This is a genomic window from Nitrospira sp. CR1.1, from assembly GCA_014055465.1.
Taxonomy (GTDB): Bacteria; Nitrospirota; Nitrospiria; order Nitrospirales; family Nitrospiraceae; genus Nitrospira_A.
In genome coordinates this window covers 380,878-396,879 of the sequence record WIAF01000001.1, presented here as the reverse complement: position 1 = coordinate 396,879, position 16,002 = coordinate 380,878, and the positions used below count along the sequence as shown (strand labels likewise).

17 protein-coding genes and 2 tRNA genes are annotated in these 16,002 nt (G+C 56.2%); 11 read left to right on the top strand and 8 right to left on the bottom strand.

Translation table 11 applies throughout. The features are described from left to right. Nucleotides 1-76: 76 nt before the first annotated feature. Nucleotides 77-460 (bottom strand): hypothetical protein, encoded by a 384-nt coding sequence (locus GDA65_01900; GenBank protein ID MBA5861450.1) that lies wholly within the window; start codon nt 458-460, stop codon nt 77-79. A 2,378-nt stretch (nt 461-2,838) separates the two neighbouring features. On the opposite strand from GDA65_01900, the gene GDA65_01895 reads away from it, so the two are divergent. Continuing rightward, complete coding sequence (locus GDA65_01895; protein ID MBA5861449.1) at nt 2,839-3,375, top strand: hypothetical protein; 537 nt, start codon at nt 2,839-2,841, stop codon at nt 3,373-3,375. Nucleotides 3,376-4,154: 779 nt separating this feature from the next. Here the strand turns inward: GDA65_01895 and GDA65_01890 are convergent. The 3 genes from GDA65_01890 to GDA65_01880 all read right to left on the bottom strand — a co-directional run bounded on the left by GDA65_01890 (nt 4,155) and on the right by GDA65_01880 (nt 5,180). Then, nucleotides 4,155-4,230, bottom strand: a tRNA-Lys gene (locus GDA65_01890). Nucleotides 4,231-4,277: 47 nt separating this feature from the next. After that, nucleotides 4,278-4,354 (bottom strand) — tRNA-Arg (locus tag GDA65_01885). 67 nt (nt 4,355-4,421) lie between these two features. Continuing rightward, nucleotides 4,422-5,180 (bottom strand): hypothetical protein, encoded by a 759-nt coding sequence (locus GDA65_01880; GenBank protein ID MBA5861448.1) that lies wholly within the window; start codon nt 5,178-5,180, stop codon nt 4,422-4,424. 709 nt (nt 5,181-5,889) lie between these two features. Between GDA65_01880 and GDA65_01875 the strand changes: the two genes are divergently transcribed. Next, nucleotides 5,890-6,177, top strand: a complete 288-nt coding sequence (locus tag GDA65_01875) for an HU family DNA-binding protein (protein MBA5861447.1) — start codon at nt 5,890-5,892, stop codon at nt 6,175-6,177. Between the two features lie 108 nt (nt 6,178-6,285). On the opposite strand, the gene GDA65_01870 is transcribed toward GDA65_01875, so the two are convergent. Next, nucleotides 6,286-6,558, bottom strand: coding sequence for a hypothetical protein (locus GDA65_01870; GenBank protein ID MBA5861446.1), 273 nt, complete (start codon nt 6,556-6,558; stop codon nt 6,286-6,288). 74 nt (nt 6,559-6,632) lie between these two features. Between GDA65_01870 and GDA65_01865 the strand changes: the two genes are divergently transcribed. From GDA65_01865 to GDA65_01835, 7 genes are all read left to right on the top strand, one after another. After that, nucleotides 6,633-7,058: a hypothetical protein gene (locus tag GDA65_01865; GenBank protein ID MBA5861445.1), complete on the top strand. Its 426-nt coding sequence runs from the start codon at nt 6,633-6,635 to the stop codon at nt 7,056-7,058. A 141-nt stretch (nt 7,059-7,199) separates the two neighbouring features. Further along, a complete protein-coding gene (gene rfbC / locus GDA65_01860) occupies nt 7,200-7,757 on the top strand; it encodes a dTDP-4-dehydrorhamnose 3,5-epimerase (protein MBA5861444.1) in 558 nt (185 codons plus the stop codon). 179 nt (nt 7,758-7,936) lie between these two features. Further along, entirely contained in the window at nt 7,937-8,428 is a 492-nt protein-coding gene (locus GDA65_01855) for a transcriptional repressor (GenBank protein ID MBA5861443.1), read from the top strand. 26 nt (nt 8,429-8,454) lie between these two features. Continuing rightward, entirely contained in the window at nt 8,455-8,880 is a 426-nt protein-coding gene (locus tag GDA65_01850; GenBank protein MBA5861442.1) for a rubrerythrin, read from the top strand. Nucleotides 8,881-8,989: 109 nt separating this feature from the next. Then, on the top strand, nt 8,990-10,276 hold the full coding sequence (locus GDA65_01845) for a Fe-S oxidoreductase (protein MBA5861441.1): 1,287 nt from the start codon (nt 8,990-8,992) through the stop codon (nt 10,274-10,276). Continuing rightward, on the top strand, nt 10,194-10,889 hold the full coding sequence (locus GDA65_01840; protein ID MBA5861440.1) for a DUF3501 family protein: 696 nt from the start codon (nt 10,194-10,196) through the stop codon (nt 10,887-10,889). Before GDA65_01845 ends, GDA65_01840 begins: the two co-directional genes overlap by 83 nt. Nucleotides 10,890-10,979: 90 nt before the next feature. After that, a complete protein-coding gene (locus GDA65_01835; protein ID MBA5861439.1) occupies nt 10,980-11,732 on the top strand; it encodes a 6-pyruvoyl tetrahydropterin synthase in 753 nt (250 codons plus the stop codon). A gap of 166 nt (nt 11,733-11,898) precedes the next feature. Here GDA65_01835 and GDA65_01830 read toward each other — a convergent pair whose 3' ends face one another. Beyond that, nucleotides 11,899-12,255 (bottom strand): hypothetical protein, encoded by a 357-nt coding sequence (locus GDA65_01830; protein ID MBA5861438.1) that lies wholly within the window; start codon nt 12,253-12,255, stop codon nt 11,899-11,901. A 335-nt stretch (nt 12,256-12,590) separates the two neighbouring features. Between GDA65_01830 and GDA65_01825 the strand changes: the two genes are divergently transcribed. Both GDA65_01825 and GDA65_01820 read left to right on the top strand, forming a co-directional pair. Continuing rightward, nucleotides 12,591-13,838 carry a hypothetical protein gene (locus GDA65_01825; GenBank protein ID MBA5861437.1) on the top strand — a complete coding sequence of 416 codons (1,248 nt, stop codon included), beginning with the start codon at nt 12,591-12,593 and terminating at the stop codon, nt 13,836-13,838. Between the two features lies 1 nt (nt 13,839). Then, a complete protein-coding gene (locus GDA65_01820) occupies nt 13,840-14,592 on the top strand; it encodes an OmpA family protein (GenBank protein ID MBA5861436.1) in 753 nt (250 codons plus the stop codon). Here GDA65_01820 and GDA65_01815 read toward each other — a convergent pair. Next, nucleotides 14,589-15,467: an SUMF1/EgtB/PvdO family nonheme iron enzyme gene (locus GDA65_01815; protein ID MBA5861435.1), complete on the bottom strand. Its 879-nt coding sequence runs from the start codon at nt 15,465-15,467 to the stop codon at nt 14,589-14,591. The genes GDA65_01820 and GDA65_01815 overlap by 4 nt on opposite strands. Before the next feature lie 138 nt (nt 15,468-15,605). Next, the gene (locus tag GDA65_01810) at nt 15,606-15,938 is read right to left on the bottom strand and encodes a hypothetical protein (protein ID MBA5861434.1); all 333 of its coding nucleotides are present in this window, start codon (nt 15,936-15,938) and stop codon (nt 15,606-15,608) included. Nucleotides 15,939-16,002: the final 64 nt, after the last annotated feature.

The window sequence follows — 16,002 nt, the reverse complement described above, 5'->3', positions numbered from 1 at the left end:
CGGCCATGCCGATCGAATCTCGGCAGTTCCATGCAATTCGGTAAGTCCTGCCGCCGGTGGGTGATGATTGGTAAGATCATCGGCGATGAGCGGCTAAGAAGCGCTCAAGGCGGCTGAGCTCTAGCGTGGGGAGTCGAAGAAATTCGATGCCGAAATAGTGCGTGTGAACCCAGCGAACAGCCGCGAGGTCTATGACCAGCGCAGGGGCATGGTCGGGAAGCAGCAGCCGTACGCTCAGATAGCTGCCCTCCATGACAATCCGTTCGCCTTCTAGGAGGCACCCATCTGGCGAGAGATTGAGAACAGTTCCTTCTCCAATGAACCTGGCGCCAGCGAACATGGCGGGACAGACCACTCCAAGACGGTCCAGGGATCGTTGAAAGGAAATCGTGGTTTCTGAAATCGAGGTGCGAACTCGTGAAGTTCGTGGTGATGAAAGATGTGACTGCATGGACGGCATTGTAGTGTTACGAGAGAGAACCGTAACATCCCACCTTAGAGGGGGCTACTCCACTGGTGGTCATTTCCAAATATTGCCAGGAGCACGGGAGGAAATTATTCGCGATTGACGGCATGGAAGCGATGACTGCAGGAGCGACACCGCCAGGGAAAGCGACCCAAGAGATGCCAAAAGAAATCGCGCCACCCACGGCGTTCAGATCGACGCACGATTCCAGCACACAGAGGGCAACAATACGAGGGTTTGATGGACATATGGTCATCTGTCGAGTGCACGTTCGTCGGTGGGTATCCGATCCAGGGGTATCTGTCCGATCCGGATGGTGTTGGGGATATCCGTGTGGAGATTGCGCTCATAGTGGACCTGTGTTGCCATGGAGGATAATCGGTCTCGATACGGGACGGTAAGTATGTCAAACGGGGTGTAGCGCAGATAGGCTGCGTATTCCTCTCGACCGTGCTGCACCTGAGAATTCATCACTCCTGCCACCATACCAAACGAATAAGGTAAATTCCCGCGACATAGGTTCCGGCAATGATAATGGCCCAGATCATGATCCCCTCGCTTTCTTTTGTCGGCATGCTGCCGCATCAATTGAGACGTGATGCCCTGATCAAGAGCAACTCGCGTACCACGAGCTATCATTTATGGCCGGGTGAGAAAGCCAAAATTCCCTTATATTGACCAGCCATCTTGTTGTGGAAAGCACTCTGTTGTCCTAGGTAAGAATGGACGTCGTATCTGATCCGATAATGGTGAATCCGTTTAGATACCGGGGCCAAAACCGGACGCGATAAGTCGATGGCATAGTGGGGGGTGCGGTGGGCCGAGTTCACTGGCTCGATCGTGGTGTCCCGTCGAGGGAATATGCACGTAGATAGTTGTTGGCGTGGATCGAATGCGGGAGGCAGTCGCAGTGGCGGAGAGTTTCAAGATCTACAAAGAGATAAAGACACAAAAGGGTAGGCGCAGTGGGCAAGCCACTGCACCCTTTTTCTCAAGGGTACTGGATTGGAGGGTCAGTGTTTCGGGGTGTGCTGCGAGGGGTTGCGTGCCCGTAGTTCAACGGCTAGGGCACAGGCCGTGATGGCGAAGTCGCACTGTCCGCAATACAAAAAACCTCCGGTTGGAACCAAGCTGCGGTGTCGGCATCGGGGGCAGTCATAAATCTTCATTGGTGAACTCCTGCATCACTGATAGAGCGTATTGTGAATGTATCGTGCTAAGCCGAAGGAAGAAGCGCGGTGTGCGCATGATTTTCCCGACGATTGGACATGGTTTGCGGCGATTTTTCTGCAGGGATATGAGAATAATGGGAATGACGCGCGTCGCGAGCTCCGCAGTTGACGCATCGCCAACGACCTTCGGGACAATAGAAATCATTGGATGGTTCGGTCGCCATATACCCACCACATCGGGAGCATTTCATCGTTCGGTCCTTTCCCGCCCCAATATTGTGTCAGAAGCCGTTGAATGGAGAGGGGCCAGGGGACGGTGTCGCCACCTCTCCATCCAGCGGGTTCATTCCCACGCTGCTTCTCCGGACTGATGGGCATGGTCAGCGCCGTCACACCTTCATGCGCGGGACTTTATGAATCCTTCAAGTCCCGGTTACGCCGAAGATCGAAGCAGGGTAGCTGTTACATGATATTAAGTATCAAAATCATAATACTGTCTAGGGGGAAGTGTTGGGAATGTTTATTTTCCTGACATCAGAAGATTGCTGAACGTATAAGAACGGGGAGGAATTTGCCGGTCTTTGTCACAATTTCAAACGTACCCGTGGGTGTCTGCAGACTAGAACCTATCTCAAAATTAAAAAACGACAGTCCGATGAACCTCCCTATGCAAGCGCCAGGATATCGATTGCGATATTTGCAGGGATTTTGCCATTTGCTCATGTTCAAACCCCTTCGAGCAAACGGGTCCCCGACCGATGAACGATTTTAAGGCAAGTTCTGGTCTGTGAACCGTTCAACTACTTCTTCCCCCTCGTTCGTGCAGCCCTGTCCCCAGCGTGGGCAATTGTTGCTATGACGAATCCTGTTCTACCCTGCCTCCAATCGCGAATGGTCGGATGCCGTGATTCGGTGATACTGCTGCACTAGTACGTAAGTACGTACCGGTCAATGAGGCGACGACCATAGTCACCGGAGAAGAGGTAATCCCTAACCATGCACAACCAGCCCGCAGTCGGCCTCAAAGAGCCATCCGACCAGTCGCCTACCCACCTCCAAAGAGCGCAGTCACCTGCGGTATACTCTCCTCATCGCTTGGTGACTCTGTTTGTGAACCCCTCGCACTTCTTTACGTCCCTTGACGATCTTGCGCGGCCGCTTCTCCTCCTCTTGGCGACGTTCTGCCTCGGGGTCGCCTCTATGGTGGACAGGATTGAGCAGCACATTCTCCGTGCGGAGATGGGTCAGAGTGTTTCCGGATGGTCGGAAGTAAGTCCGTGGTTGCTCAATTCGTGGAGTACGCTCTGGGCCGCGTTGTTGGTGCTCGGGGCGTTCAATATTCCCCTGTTCTGGTATCTGGGTGGTTGGTGGTATCGCCTTCGTCTCAAGTGGTCGGGAGCCACCACGTTGGATGCCCTCCGGCCTCGGCTACTGTTCGTCTATTCGTCACTGGTGTATGCTCTTCCGGTCGTCGTGGTCATGATAGCCGAGACCCTCCTGTTTCCCAATTACCGCATGGCTAGGAATGCGGAGGGGAGTTGGACGCTCATCTTCGTGCTGCTGTCGTTTTGGTCTGTGGTGGTGAGTTACTGTGGCGCAACCAAAACCTTCGCCCTCGCGTGGCGAAAGGCGCTGCTTTGGTTTCTCCTCCTGCCCTGGATGCTCTATGCCGTTGAGCTTGGCCTCTGGATGTGGTTGTTTGATGCGTTCAATGACTCAATGAGAGACACAGTGTGAGTTGAATACGGTAGGTATGCGCTTGCCAATATGAGGGAGTAGACATGCAACATACGGACGCTGCCTGAGGAATACGCCCCGCATGGAGATTCTTCCTCGATGTGATGGACGTGCCTAGATCTGAATATAATTTTCTCCTTGTAGATTCTTTCTCTGATCTCAGTAGCTCTACCTGGATCGGATCTGATATTTCTCCTGTATGATCCCGATCTTGGCATGTGCCACTTAGAATATGGGTCGAGGCGTGAAGGCCCGAGGCGCTTCCCCCCAACCAACTCGTTGGTAGACAATGGCGCGTGAAGAACCTATTCATTACTGTCCTTCGTGCCGGATTCCAGTCGTCCCAGAACGTCTCTTGATCAGGCCGGACCATCCTCGGCGGCGTGGCGCGATCCAGCGACCGGAGTGGCATTGTAATCAGTGTGGACGTACCTTCTCGCCGGATTATTTCGACGCCCCGAGTTAGGCCACATTTCTGTTGCCAGAGTGCTCTGATCTGGACAGATGGATCGCGTATGCCGCCGACACGTCCACGCCTCTTTACTACTGTCTGAATGGCTGCCGTTAGGCTAGGTCCTTCAACAGCTCGGACACTCGAAGCCGACGACGACCTTGAAGCACTACGCCAAATGGATGCCGAGCGGGAACCGCCGCTATGTCGATGTGCTAGATCGGGAGTTTGAAAAAGTTTGACACCAAAAGTCGGCACCAACGGTAGAAATGAGGGGAGAGTCAGTCCGGCCAGAATCGCAAGTGTTTGAGAAGATTAAGGAAGAAAATGGTGGGCCGTGTAGGGGTCGAACCTACGGCCCGCTGATTAAGAGTCAGCTGCTCTACCAACTGAGCTAACGGCCCCACCGGTGTGTACTATGTCTCGATCGTGACGTGCCTGACAGAGCGATTGGTGCGCCTGACAGGATTTGAACCTGTGGCCCTCAGCTCCGGAGGCTGATGCTCTATCCAGCTGAGCTACAGGCGCTCCCGTCGGTCAGACCAGGCACATTAGCATAGCGGTTCTGTTTCTGTCTAGGGAGTTGATGCGCGAGCTAGACGAATCCATATGGCAGGAGCAGTTCGTCGCCCGCCTCCGGCTGAACCCGGCGCAGGATTGACAGGGCCATCGCCTCGTCTTCAGCCAATCGTTCCGATTCTGTCTTCAAGCTCCGTGAGGGCCGGATAATGGGTATGGCGGTCTGGACGCTGCAGGCGCCATGGACCATTCCATCAGATTCAACAGGCACACCCATTGTGCGGCAAGTGATGGGTCTGAACGCATAAATGCCGCAACTTCCGTCTTCTGCGAGGGCAGGACAGGGAAGGTTTGCAAAGCGTTCAACCATGTCATCGATGCTGCTATCCGCCCATTCATCAAGATTCGGTTTGGATCGAAGATCCGGGTAGGTTACTTCAAGTGAGGCGATCTGCTCTTTCGCACGCGTGACGATTGCGGCTCGGTGGTTGGAGGGTAACAGGTTGAGGCCACGGTGCAACTCCAGGACATCGAGCTGAGTAACGGGAAAGATACCGATACAGCACTGGCAGCAGCCTTGACTGCAGGGAATGGCGCCAAGCAACGAGGCCCGGGCACGCCGAAACCAGTGTGAGGCCTGTTGAAAGATGGGCAGGGGGAGCGGGGCGGATGCATCGGTCCCCATGAGGCTACTCTTCAGGCAGGGAGAGATCGACGATGAGTTCTCCTTTCGGAGAAAAAAACCCTTGCTGATCGATCTGCACAATACCGTTACAGTGCTCCTGGAAAAACTCCAGGATCCAGCCGTTGAAATCGTAGCCTTCCTCCGTGACATCGGCCTCAATCATGCGGGTGGTCAGGATGAAGCGCGCGCGTGTCACGTGTTCCTGCGCCAGGCTGGCTTCAAGCTCATCATGGGAGGATAGATCTTCGCGAAATTGTTTCTGCTCTTGTTCGAAGAGATCCTGATACGTCCCGCGGTCGCGGATACAAAACACATGGATCGGTTTGCGTTCGCGCGCATACCCGAGCACCACCTGGACCCATGCCCATTCATCCAGCATAGAGTCGTCCATGTCCGGAGGAAGGATCGGCGTCTGCCCTCGCGATTTCAAAAACTCCACCAGCAGGCGAAGGGGAGGGGCATTGTCATTCTTACAAAAGACCCGCGAGTAGATAACTGCTTCGGGTGCGGTGCCTTCAGCGGGCTGGGCAGTCGAGGGGAGGATAGGAAGTTCTTTGGCCATGAAGACGCCTCTTGTTTCTGAGTATGACGCTGAGCAACGATGCGTCCGTGTACTCTACTCTGTGATCTGCGTGGCGCGCAAGGGCATCAAACGTGCGTGTCGCCAGTCTGGGCGCGCATGATTCCATCTGTCGGCTCTTGACAGCCCCTGGGGCTTTGGATACACTCTCGCCCTGTTTTCGGACTGATTCTGCAGACCACGCGCAGATTTCCGGCTCCACCTCTGTACGTACGAGTTTATAGATCGCAGACCGCACAAGTCAGTTCACTTTCATTCGTTGTTCAAAGGGAGGAACGCATGGCCAAGTCGATGACGAAATCGCAGATTGCTGACCATCTTGCTGGAAAGGCGGGAATTACGAAGAAGACGGCCGTCCAATTCCTGGACGATTTCGCCGCCCTTGCCTATCGTGAAGCGAAGAACGCTTTCGTGGTCCCCGGCATCGGGAAGCTGGTGCTCGCCAATCGGAAGGCGCGCATGGGCCGAAATCCGCAGACCGGTGAGCCGATCAAGATTCCCGCCAAGCGCGTGGTGAAGTTCCGGGTTGCCAAAATGGCCAAAGATTCGATCCTCGGAAAGAAATAGTCAGCCTCGTTCCTCGTTCGATTCCAGGGCCGGTGCGTTCCTGTATGGCACCGGCCCTTGCATTGTCCGCAGCGATCCGGCCTGACGGTCAGTGGCGGTATGGTTGTCTTAGAATGACGGGGCCAACCCGCTCCCTCCGGCGCCGTCATGCCCCACGAAACGCACTGCATCTCCATCCTGCACCATCGAATCTTCGCTGGCGATGCGTTTGTTGATGGTGACCAGTACCTTTTTCTCCCGCAAAAGTTGCAGCATGTGGCGAAGGCCGCGGCCCTGCCGTTGAATCACCTGCCGCACCGTCACAGGGGCGGGCAATTCGCAGGCGATGTCTCGTTCTCCGTCTGTCGTTTGAAGTTGTCCCATCAGTGTAATCGTAATCATGCGAAGCTATCCTCTTGATCGATATACAGCATGCAGCCGGTTCTCATTGTGCCGCTTGGGTGCATGGATGCAAATTGACTCCCCTGGCGGCCGCGACTAATATTACCATTATGCAATCCCTCAATATCCAGCGCCCGGGAATGCCCGACCTTCAATTCGTGCTCGTGGTGTCGGCCCTATGTACGTCAGGCCTTGAAACACTGAATGTGCCGGAAGACCTCCGGCGCAGGGTGTTCGATGCCTGTTGGGCGCTGGTCAGCACTGATCCTCCGCCGACCAATGAGCAGGAACGCGTGCTGGATTTGCGCTCTGGCACTGAGTTAACGCTCGACGCCCTGGTGGCCACGATTCGACAGCTCTTTGCGGAGGCGGGGGTTTCAACGTTGACCTGGGACCATCCCCCCAGCGAGCCCACACGCCCCAGCAGTCCTGCCGCAGAACCGCTGATTGATCGTTTGCAGAAGCTGTATCCGGATACTCCTCCGACATCCGATCCTTGACATCCGATCCTTCAGGCCGCGACTAGTCGCGCGCGTTCTTCCTGCGCGGGGTTCGCTCGCGCTGTGCACGATCAGCTGTTCCCCATGCGAAGAAGAGGGTATGATGCGCCTGTCCAACGGTATTCCATTCAAGAGGGGGTCATGCAGATTACACCAACGCCGCTCAGCGGCCTGTTTCAGATCGAGCCGGATGTCTTCGGGGATGCGCGTGGAAAGTTTGTGGAGATCTTTCGCGAGTCGCGCTATGACGCGGCAGGAATCACCAAGCCCTTCGTGCAGGATAACTTTTCCTGGTCCGTCCGCGGCACGTTGAGAGGCCTGCACTATCAGTTGGCCCGCCCCCAAGGGAAACTGGTCATGGTCGTCAAAGGGACGGTCTATGACGTGGCGGTCGACATTCGACAGGGCTCACCGACATTCGGACAATCATACGGGGTAGAATTGTCCGGGACGAATATGCGGCAGCTGTACATCCCTCCAGGCTTTGCGCATGGGTTTTGTGTGCTCAGCGAAGAGGCCGGGTTTCTGTATAAGTGCACCGACGTCTACTCCCCTCAGGATGAACGGGGTATCATCTGGAACGATCCGGAATTGGCGATCGCATGGCCCGTCACGGCGCCACTCCTTTCGGCAAAAGACCAAGCCTATAAGTGCCTCGCCGACATGACGGAGGAGTTGCCTCGTTATCAGGGTCGTTAGCCGAAGACTGTCTCAACCAATTCAAGGTTCCACGGTTCCTTCCATCAACACTCCGCGACCGTTCATCTGAAGGACCCGCTCTCGTTTCACGCGGTACCCTGATCGTTGCAAGTTTGGGCGCTTGCTGACTTCAAGCCAGTGACCGGGTCTCCCTCGGCCTTGCTGTGCGATGGATCTCCATGCTATGTAGGAATCATTCCTGTCTCACGGTCAATGGTATGAACGTACACCCGCAAGAGATTGAGGCTCGTTTTCGTCGGCACGCGGTACGTGTCACTCGCCAGCGCGCAGCGATTTACGCGGCATTGGTAGAGACTGCCAGTCATCCGAGCGCTGAGGATCTTTACCGGATGGTGAAGCGCCAGCAGTCGAGGATATCGCGCAATACCGTCTACTACACGCTGGGCGTATTGCGGAACGCGGGGTTGGTGCGGGAAGTCAACGTCGGCCATGCCATGGCGCGGTATGACGGGAATGTGAGCATGCACCACCATCTGATCTGCCTGGGATGTGGCCAGATTATAGATGTGATGGACGATGATTTGAATCGGTTACAGCTGTCGAGCAGACAGGCGAGAGGATTTGATGTCCTCGGGCATCGAGTCGAATTTCACGGATATTGTGTGAGTTGTCAGCAAGCCGGGCGCGACGTGCCGCCGCGTCGCGGGTAGGCCATCATTTATTGAAGGAGGAGAGTATGGGAAACAGTTTGAAGGGCACGAAAAGTCATGAGAACCTCAAGCACGCATTTGCCGGTGAGTCGCAGGCCAACCGGCGGTACCTGTATTTTGCGCGCCGGGCCGATATTGAGGGGTATCCCGATGTCGGCGGACTCTTCCGCGACACGTCCGAGGCGGAGACCGGCCATGCTTTTGGACACTTGGATTTTCTCAAAGAAGTCGGCGATCCCGCCACCGGCGTGCCGATTGGAAACACCGAAGCGAATTTGAAGTCCGCGATCGAAGGGGAAACATACGAATACACCCAGATGTATCCGGGCATGGCGAAGACAGCGCGTGACGAAGGTTTCTCGGAGTTGGCGGAGTGGTTCGAGACGTTGGCCAAAGCCGAACGATCCCACGCCAACCGGTTTACCAAAGGCCTCGATAGCTTGAAGCAGTAACAGTCCCTGCCTTGGCAGGTCCTGAGCGCATGATGACCGGGTGGGGCGGAGCGTTCCGCCTCACCCGGATGTCCGCTCCCCATCGACTGGCGTCGTAAAGGTCCCTTTCGTGATAGAACTTCGTCTTCTCCAACCGATCGATCAGGCTACCCTCGAACAGGAAACACTGCGGATCTACGATGTCTGCGACGGCTGCCGCCGCTGCTTCAACCTCTGTCCTTCTTTCAACACGCTCCTGGACCGGATTGATGAGTATGAGAGTGTGGTCACGAAGTTCACACCGGCCGATCATCATCGAGTCGTCGACGAATGTTACTACTGCAAGCTCTGCTATAACCATTGTCCCTATACGCCGCCGCATCAATACGGAATCGATTTTCCGCTTTTGATGGCGGTATGGAAAAAGCGGTTGGCCACTGTGCGAGGGATTCGGTGGCGGGATTGGCTATTGACCAGAACGGACCTCTTGGGGCGAATCAATAGCGCCCTTGCGCCGTTCGTCAACTGGGGGTTGGACCAGCGGTGGGTGAGAAGTCTCATGCAAATGGTGATGGGCGTTCATCAAGATCGGCAGGTCCTGCGCTATCAACGGGAAACATTCACGCGGTGGTGGGCCGGGCGGTCGTCCCAGAACAAAGCGGCGACAGGCAAGAAAGTCGCGTTGTTTGCGAGCTGCCTGGTTAACTATCAGGCGACCGATGTCGGGAAGGCGACCGTGCAAGTCCTCGAAAAAAACGGCATTCACGTGGTGTTGCCAGACCAGTCCTGTTGCGGAATGCCCTCCTTTGACATCGGTGATACGGCGGCGATGGTGAAGGCGGCCGAGCACACGATTGCATCACTGAAACCCTGGGTCGATCAGGGGTATGATGTCGTGATTCCCGCTCCCAGCTGCAGTCTCATGGTGAAGCGGGAGTATGCGAATCTCGTTTCGGGGGACGATGCAACACGGGTTGCATCGCGCACCTACGATGTCTGCGAGTATCTCATGAAGCTCAAGCGAGAGGGGGGCCTAGCCACCGATTTCACGCAACAACCTGGACGGGTCGTCTATCAAGTGCCCTGTCACTTGCGAGACCAAAACATCGGGTTCAAGTCGAAGGAGCTGATGGAATGTGCCGGCGCGCAAGTCGAGGTGATTGAAAAATGCTCCGGTCATGACGGCTCGTGGTCGGCCAAAACAGAATTTTTTCCGCTGTCGATGAAAATTGCGCAGAAGGCCGTCCGTCAGGTCGAGCAGGTCCTGGCTGATCAGGTGGCATCCGATTGTCCGCTCGCAGGCCTTCAACTCGATCAAGCCGGGGCTGCAGCCCATGTCGGCGGGAAGGCGGCGCAGCATCCCATTCAAATTGTGCGCGATGCCTACGGGTTACCTCGAGACCCGCGGCCTTCCTGACAGATCCACGTTTCGCCCGGACAGAATAATGGACCAGCTGACGCATGATGATCTGATCGCCCCCGACGCGTATGAGCAGCAGCGCGAGGCGTATCGGCAGACCATTATCGATCTCAAGCGCCGTCGTCGGATCGGCCTCGGCGACAAGATCACCATGGTCTTCGAGAATCGAGACACGCTGCGCTTCCAAATCCAGGAAATGATCCGCGTGGAGCGGATTGTCGATCGGCAAAAAGTGCAGGATGAATTAGATGTGTACAATGCCCTCCTGCCGGCTTCCGGTGAATTGAGCGCGACCCTACTGATCGAGCTGACCGATGCCGACACGATGAAACAGTGGCTTGATCTGTTTATGGGGTTGGACCATGGTCAGAAGCTCGGCTTGCGGGCCGGCGGCGAAGTCGTCTACGGCGAGTTCGAAGGCGGGCACAGCCATGACACAAAGATCAGTGCGGTGCATTTTGTGCGCTTCCGTCCGACTTCGGCCATGATAGCCGCCTTGGCCGATCCGGCCGTGCGTGTCGCCCTCTCAGTTCGCCATGCCGGATATGAGGCTGACGCCGAAGTGCCCTGGACGATGCGGCAGGAATGGTTGTCCGACCTCGGTGCATAAATGTTGAGTTTTTAGTTGTGAGTTTCAGGGTAACAATCCACTATAATCTTCTCAAGCAAGTCTAAGACCACAACCCATCGCTCTTGATCTATGGCAGCTGTGCTTCTGAATAAGCGAATCGAGTTTTGCGCCTCCCACCGCTATCATAAGCCGGAGTGGGATGCCGCTAAGAACCGTGCGATCTTCGGCGCGTGCAATAACGATCCCGGGCACGGGCACAACTATATGCTGGAAGTGACCGTCGCGGGAGACGTTGATCAGCGAACCGGTATGGTCGTGAACCTCTTCGATTTGAAGCGCGTGTTGCTGCAGGTGCTGGAAGAATTTGATCACAAGCACCTGAATTTAGACCTGCCCTATTTCACTCACCAGATTCCTACTTCAGAAAACCTGGCGCGTGTTCTCTGGGGCAAACTCCAGGCCCAGCACGACATCGGCACGCTTCAACGACTGTCGCTCTATGAGGATGAGGATCTGTGTGCCGACCTTACGGCAGAGGCAGGCCAGGAAGTCGCGTCAGTCACGAGACGATACTCGTTTACGGCCGTGCATGAGGGCCATCGAGGTCATACCTGGGATGTATTCGTGTCTGTATTCGGGCCGATTCATCCTGAGACCGGAATGGTAACCGATATCGTTGCTCTGGATCGACTGTTGAAGGAACGTGTGGTGGTTCCGTTTGATGGACGAGATCTGCGCATGGTGTTAGCGACTCCGTCTGTCACGGGAGAATATCTCGCCAAAGCCGTTTGGGATCGCATCGTGTCGGCCGTTCCCGCAGGCCGCCTTCAACTTGTGAAACTCGTTCAAACCCGCGACCTCTCCTACGAATACACCGGCTGAGTCGTTTCTCGCCCATCCTTGATTCTCATCTCTGCTGTGACGTGATGCCTCTCGTTTGCCGGCGAGTGACTGCGCCGTGTGATCGCGCATGCGCTCCGTCAAGCCAGAATTTCATGATCAGGCAGGTCTCAAGCGTCTCTTGCGGAGATCGGTGATTGATTCGATCTCAGGCCCGGAAGACCAAGTATGCGAGCATTATGACGGAGAGAAGCACGGTCATGGCAAACAGACTCCAGGCGAGAGTCAATGATCGTTGAGTGGCGCGCAAGGTCGTCTGAAATTGCCCGATTGTGTCAGCCTGCAGCGCGATTGTCTTCTGCAGGCTGTTGATCTGTTCCTGCAAGAGAGCGATGGCCGGGTCGGCGGGCGCCGGGTCCGGCACAGAAGGGGTTGCTCGAATGCGTCCGATAGTCTTCAGCAACTCCGGAGCGTGGTCAACGACGACCGGTAGCACCTTCTTGGCAATTTGCAGCGCTGCGATCCAGGGAATGCTCATATAGGCCTGCCGTAATCGCACAATCACACAATCTTCCTCTATTCATGACACAGGAGTGATGTCCAAATCCACACGGTCTTAGCCAGGGCATGGGCCTGCGGGTTGTCCGGAAGGTTTTCTGGTTCCAGCCGAAAAGTGCCCTCGCCGGATCTATCGTCGGAAGAATCGTGGCTCATACGGGCTGCAGAAAGATTCCAGCAGGTCGGCAGTTCTTGCCTGGCTTCCCCATTCACGAAAAGCCTGAGCCACCAAACTCCGTGATTTGTTGGAGATCCAATGAACTGAGCCTCCTGGCCTGATTGTTGAAAGCTCCGGCTATCGCGTGGTGGTTTTGCTGAGGTGGACGCGGAGGTGTAAGCGCCATGATGTCTATGTGGGAATTTTTCGGCCGGGACGTGACCCTCTTTGGAGACCTTCATAGCCCGATGTTGAGTTGGCTCGGGTCCGGAGGGCTGATTGCGCTGTTCATATGGCACGCTGGGCGATTATCGACGGCCATTTCCAGCGTGCAGGGTTGTTACATGCGAGTGTGGCCGACATTGACGAGCCTTGCCGCCAGCCGCAAGAGCCTTCAGTCCGAGTGGTTAATGGTTCCGAGTTTGAGCGACGTCAAGAAAAGCGCTCAATCCAGCGGTCAACCCGAACGGGTGGATCTCGATGATCTCCACGCGCTGGACAAGGCTATGCGCCGAGAGCCGCGCCTGGAGCAGGCTTGGCTCCACTTTCGCAAAACCTTCGTCGTCGAGCGTACGGCTTGGTTTATCGAGCCCAAAGTGTTCGCCACCCGTACGGCGGCGGAGTTTTTTCCTCGTGACTTGTTGAGCAGCCGCCTCAATCTGGCTTTTTATCATCAGTTTCCTTCGCTGATCACGGGGGGCGGCCTGTTGCTCACGTTTCTGGCGATCCTGATCGGCCTAAGCAAGCTTCATGCGGACGGGTCTCATATCGTCGGGATTCAAGGATTGATTAACGGTTTGGCAGGAAAGTTTCTGACATCGATCGTGGGATTGCTCTGTGCCAATCTGTTCGTGTTGCTTGAGAAGTCGGCTATGCATCGTTTGGCGACGACACAACAGCAATTCGTCACGATGGTGGACGAGTTGTTTCCCCGTAAGACCATGGAACAGATGCTGGAGAACTTCACGCCGGGGGCTGGTCCGGCGACCGCCCAAGGTCAGGTTGCAATGGGTGCGGTGCCAGGCGACCTCGGTGATCGTCTGGCGGGTAGCCTGAGTGATCGATTGAGCCCTACGGTCACGGCCCTGAGAGAGGCGGTGGAGGTGCTGGCCAGACGGGAGCAGGGAGGTCGAATAGGGGCTCCGGATCGGTTGGCAGAGGAACTTTCACGGGTGATGCAACAGACGATGGCGGCACCGATTCAGGAATTGAATCAGGCCATTCAGACACTCGCTCGATCGGTCGAGGAATTAAAGCAGGACCGAAGTCTCAAGCCGGAGACAGGCGAATGTGAAGTCGACTCGCTGGATGAGGCGCCGACCTCTCACATAGCCCAGGAAACTCAGGAAGAGGCCGAGCCTGATGACAGTATGCTCGGATTGCGGTGGTTTGCGAATTGGCGACAAGAGGCCTCGATGAAAGGCGCAGCCTGATATGCGCGCCAATCACTCGCCGCAATCTCCGGAACATTCATCAGTGCTCACCATCGGGGTCACGGACTTGATGACGTCGCTGGCCGTCATTTTTATCCTGCTGTTCAGTGCCTACGTGACCAAGGTGTCTGAAACTGAACCGCAAACGAAAGTGAAGACCCCAGTACCGGCGCCTGACCGGAATGTGGCGAAGAACACGACCGAGGATATGAAAGGGCTGCTCCGTGATCACTTCCAGCGGTTCGATCTGTCACTGGATGCCGATCCTGCAGACCCCAATGTCGTACGGATTGTGGTGCCCGATGCCTTGCTGAACTTTGAGTTCGGAAAGGGAACGCTATCGTCCGTCGCGGATCAGTTTCTGGCGGATGCGATGCCGACCTATGCGGCGCTGCTCTGCGGCGCCATGCGTGATCGCATCGACTCGCTGGTGATCGAAGGGCATACCGACGATCGCGGGTCCGACATTTACAATTTAAAGCTCAGTCAGGAACGATCCCTGAACGTCATGGTGAAGGGGCTTGAGGTGATCAAAGACGCAGCGCCCTGGGCCTATCGCTGCTTCCATGAAAAAACGTCGGCCAGCGGACGAGGTCGGCAGGATCTGGTGGTGGATCGGTCGCGCGTACTCGACCGAGACAAAAGCCGGCGCGTGGTCTTTAAGATCCGGTTGCGCGCCACGGATCAGTTGGCCGAAGTGAATCAAGCCATGCGGCCGCTCGAGTCTCCCGCCTTCAGCTCTCGCCTGTTCTAGCGCCCGGTCGAGGGCGCCGCGTCCGTTGCGCAGCGAAACCCGACATCGTTTCTTCGCGCATCGGGCGCATATCCGGCGCGATTAGCGGATCGAATGGACTTGGCATCATTATTCCAGGCCCCGCCGCGCAATGCCCTGAGCGGGCCTGCCGTGGGACCGGATGGATTTTCACGCGGGCTGAATTGATAGTAGGTGGCATCGTACCAATCAGCGACCCATTCCCAGAGATTTCCAGCCAAGTCGTACACTCCATTCGGGGTCTTGCCTAATTCGAACTGCCTGACGTTGGTTAGCGTGTCGTAGCCGCGCCATTTGGTGTGCCCGGCGTTGGTGTGACCCTTGGTAGGATGGGCGTCTCCCCAGGGATACACCCGTCCCTCCGTGCCGCGAGCTGCCAGTTCCCATTCCGCTTCTGTCGGCAATCGTTTTCCAACCCATCGGCAATAGTCTCGCGCATCATACCAATTGACGCCGACCACCGGTTTGTTTTCGTGGGAACCGCCGGTGGCCTCGTTCCATTTGAAGGGTGGGTCTGGTTTTTGTGAGGCAAGAAACTCGGCATAACGCGAGACGGTCACTTCCTGCGCATCCAGATAAAACGCCTTGACCGAGACGCGGTGTACCGGCTGCTCGTCATCCTGGCCGCGATCACTCCCCATGGCGAACTCGCCGGCGAGGATAAAGGCCATCGGGGCGCTCTTGGGAAGGCTCATTGAGACGTTGCGGGATTCAGCATGGCCGGCGGACGAGGCGCCCGGCAGGGAGTCGTGGCCGCTGCTGGGATCGGGAGCCACGAGGCACAGCAGGCCAGCGACAACAGACGTGAGGCGGAAAGTTGTGCGTATCGCCTGAACGGTCATCCAGGCGCATCTCATTTGAACGCGGCTCCTCACGCGTCTATTGTATCGTGTCTGTGTCGGGAAGTGGGATGTGTCACAATGCTGGCAGCGTTCATCCCGGATTAAACTGAGGGAGGCGTGCGACGGACGCCGAATGCGGGTTGTCAGGAGAGATTACTTCAACAGATGGTCGGAAATTAATGCGGCCAGCTCGGCCGGTTGGACCACTCCTTCACGAGTCAGCAGCAGTTTGCCATGCGCGAAGAAGTGTGTGGTGGGGTAGGTCTCAAACGTATGCGTTTTTTTGATCTCACGGCAACGGCCGGGTACATGCATCTTGGCTTTGCCGATCTTGATGGTCGGAAATTTTGCCGCGGTTTCTTCCAAAATGGGATCGTACTCCTTGCAAGGCTCGCAGGTGGCCAAGCCATACGCCACTACCGCACCGGCGCTCTCGGTGAATTCTTTATAGTTCTCGTCCCGAACGTCTTCAACGGTGCCGGTCATGAGATCTCCTCGGCTGGAAGGGATGATCGAGGGGAAGGCCTTGTCATGGCTCCTTCCCCCCGGT

Coding starts and splice junctions, on each gene's coding strand:
- GDA65_01815 (MBA5861435.1), bottom strand. CDS start 15,467: ATGAGATGCGCCTGGATGACCGTTCAGGCGATACGCACAACTTTCCGC.
- rfbC (MBA5861444.1), top strand. CDS start 7,200: ATGCAGATTACACCAACGCCGCTCAGCGGCCTGTTTCAGATCGAGCCG.
- GDA65_01840 (MBA5861440.1), top strand. CDS start 10,194: ATGTCGGCGGGAAGGCGGCGCAGCATCCCATTCAAATTGTGCGCGATG.
- GDA65_01835 (MBA5861439.1), top strand. CDS start 10,980: ATGGCAGCTGTGCTTCTGAATAAGCGAATCGAGTTTTGCGCCTCCCAC.
- GDA65_01900 (MBA5861450.1), bottom strand. CDS start 460: ATGCCGTCCATGCAGTCACATCTTTCATCACCACGAACTTCACGAGTT.
- GDA65_01875 (MBA5861447.1), top strand. CDS start 5,890: ATGGCCAAGTCGATGACGAAATCGCAGATTGCTGACCATCTTGCTGGA.
- GDA65_01825 (MBA5861437.1), top strand. CDS start 12,591: ATGATGTCTATGTGGGAATTTTTCGGCCGGGACGTGACCCTCTTTGGA.
- GDA65_01850 (MBA5861442.1), top strand. CDS start 8,455: ATGGGAAACAGTTTGAAGGGCACGAAAAGTCATGAGAACCTCAAGCAC.
- GDA65_01895 (MBA5861449.1), top strand. CDS start 2,839: ATGGTGGACAGGATTGAGCAGCACATTCTCCGTGCGGAGATGGGTCAG.
- GDA65_01880 (MBA5861448.1), bottom strand. CDS start 5,180: ATGTCACGGAGGAAGGCTACGATTTCAACGGCTGGATCCTGGAGTTTT.
- GDA65_01855 (MBA5861443.1), top strand. CDS start 7,937: ATGCTATGTAGGAATCATTCCTGTCTCACGGTCAATGGTATGAACGTA.
- GDA65_01810 (MBA5861434.1), bottom strand. CDS start 15,938: ATGACCGGCACCGTTGAAGACGTTCGGGACGAGAACTATAAAGAATTC.
- GDA65_01820 (MBA5861436.1), top strand. CDS start 13,840: ATGCGCGCCAATCACTCGCCGCAATCTCCGGAACATTCATCAGTGCTC.
- GDA65_01870 (MBA5861446.1), bottom strand. CDS start 6,558: ATGATTACGATTACACTGATGGGACAACTTCAAACGACAGACGGAGAA.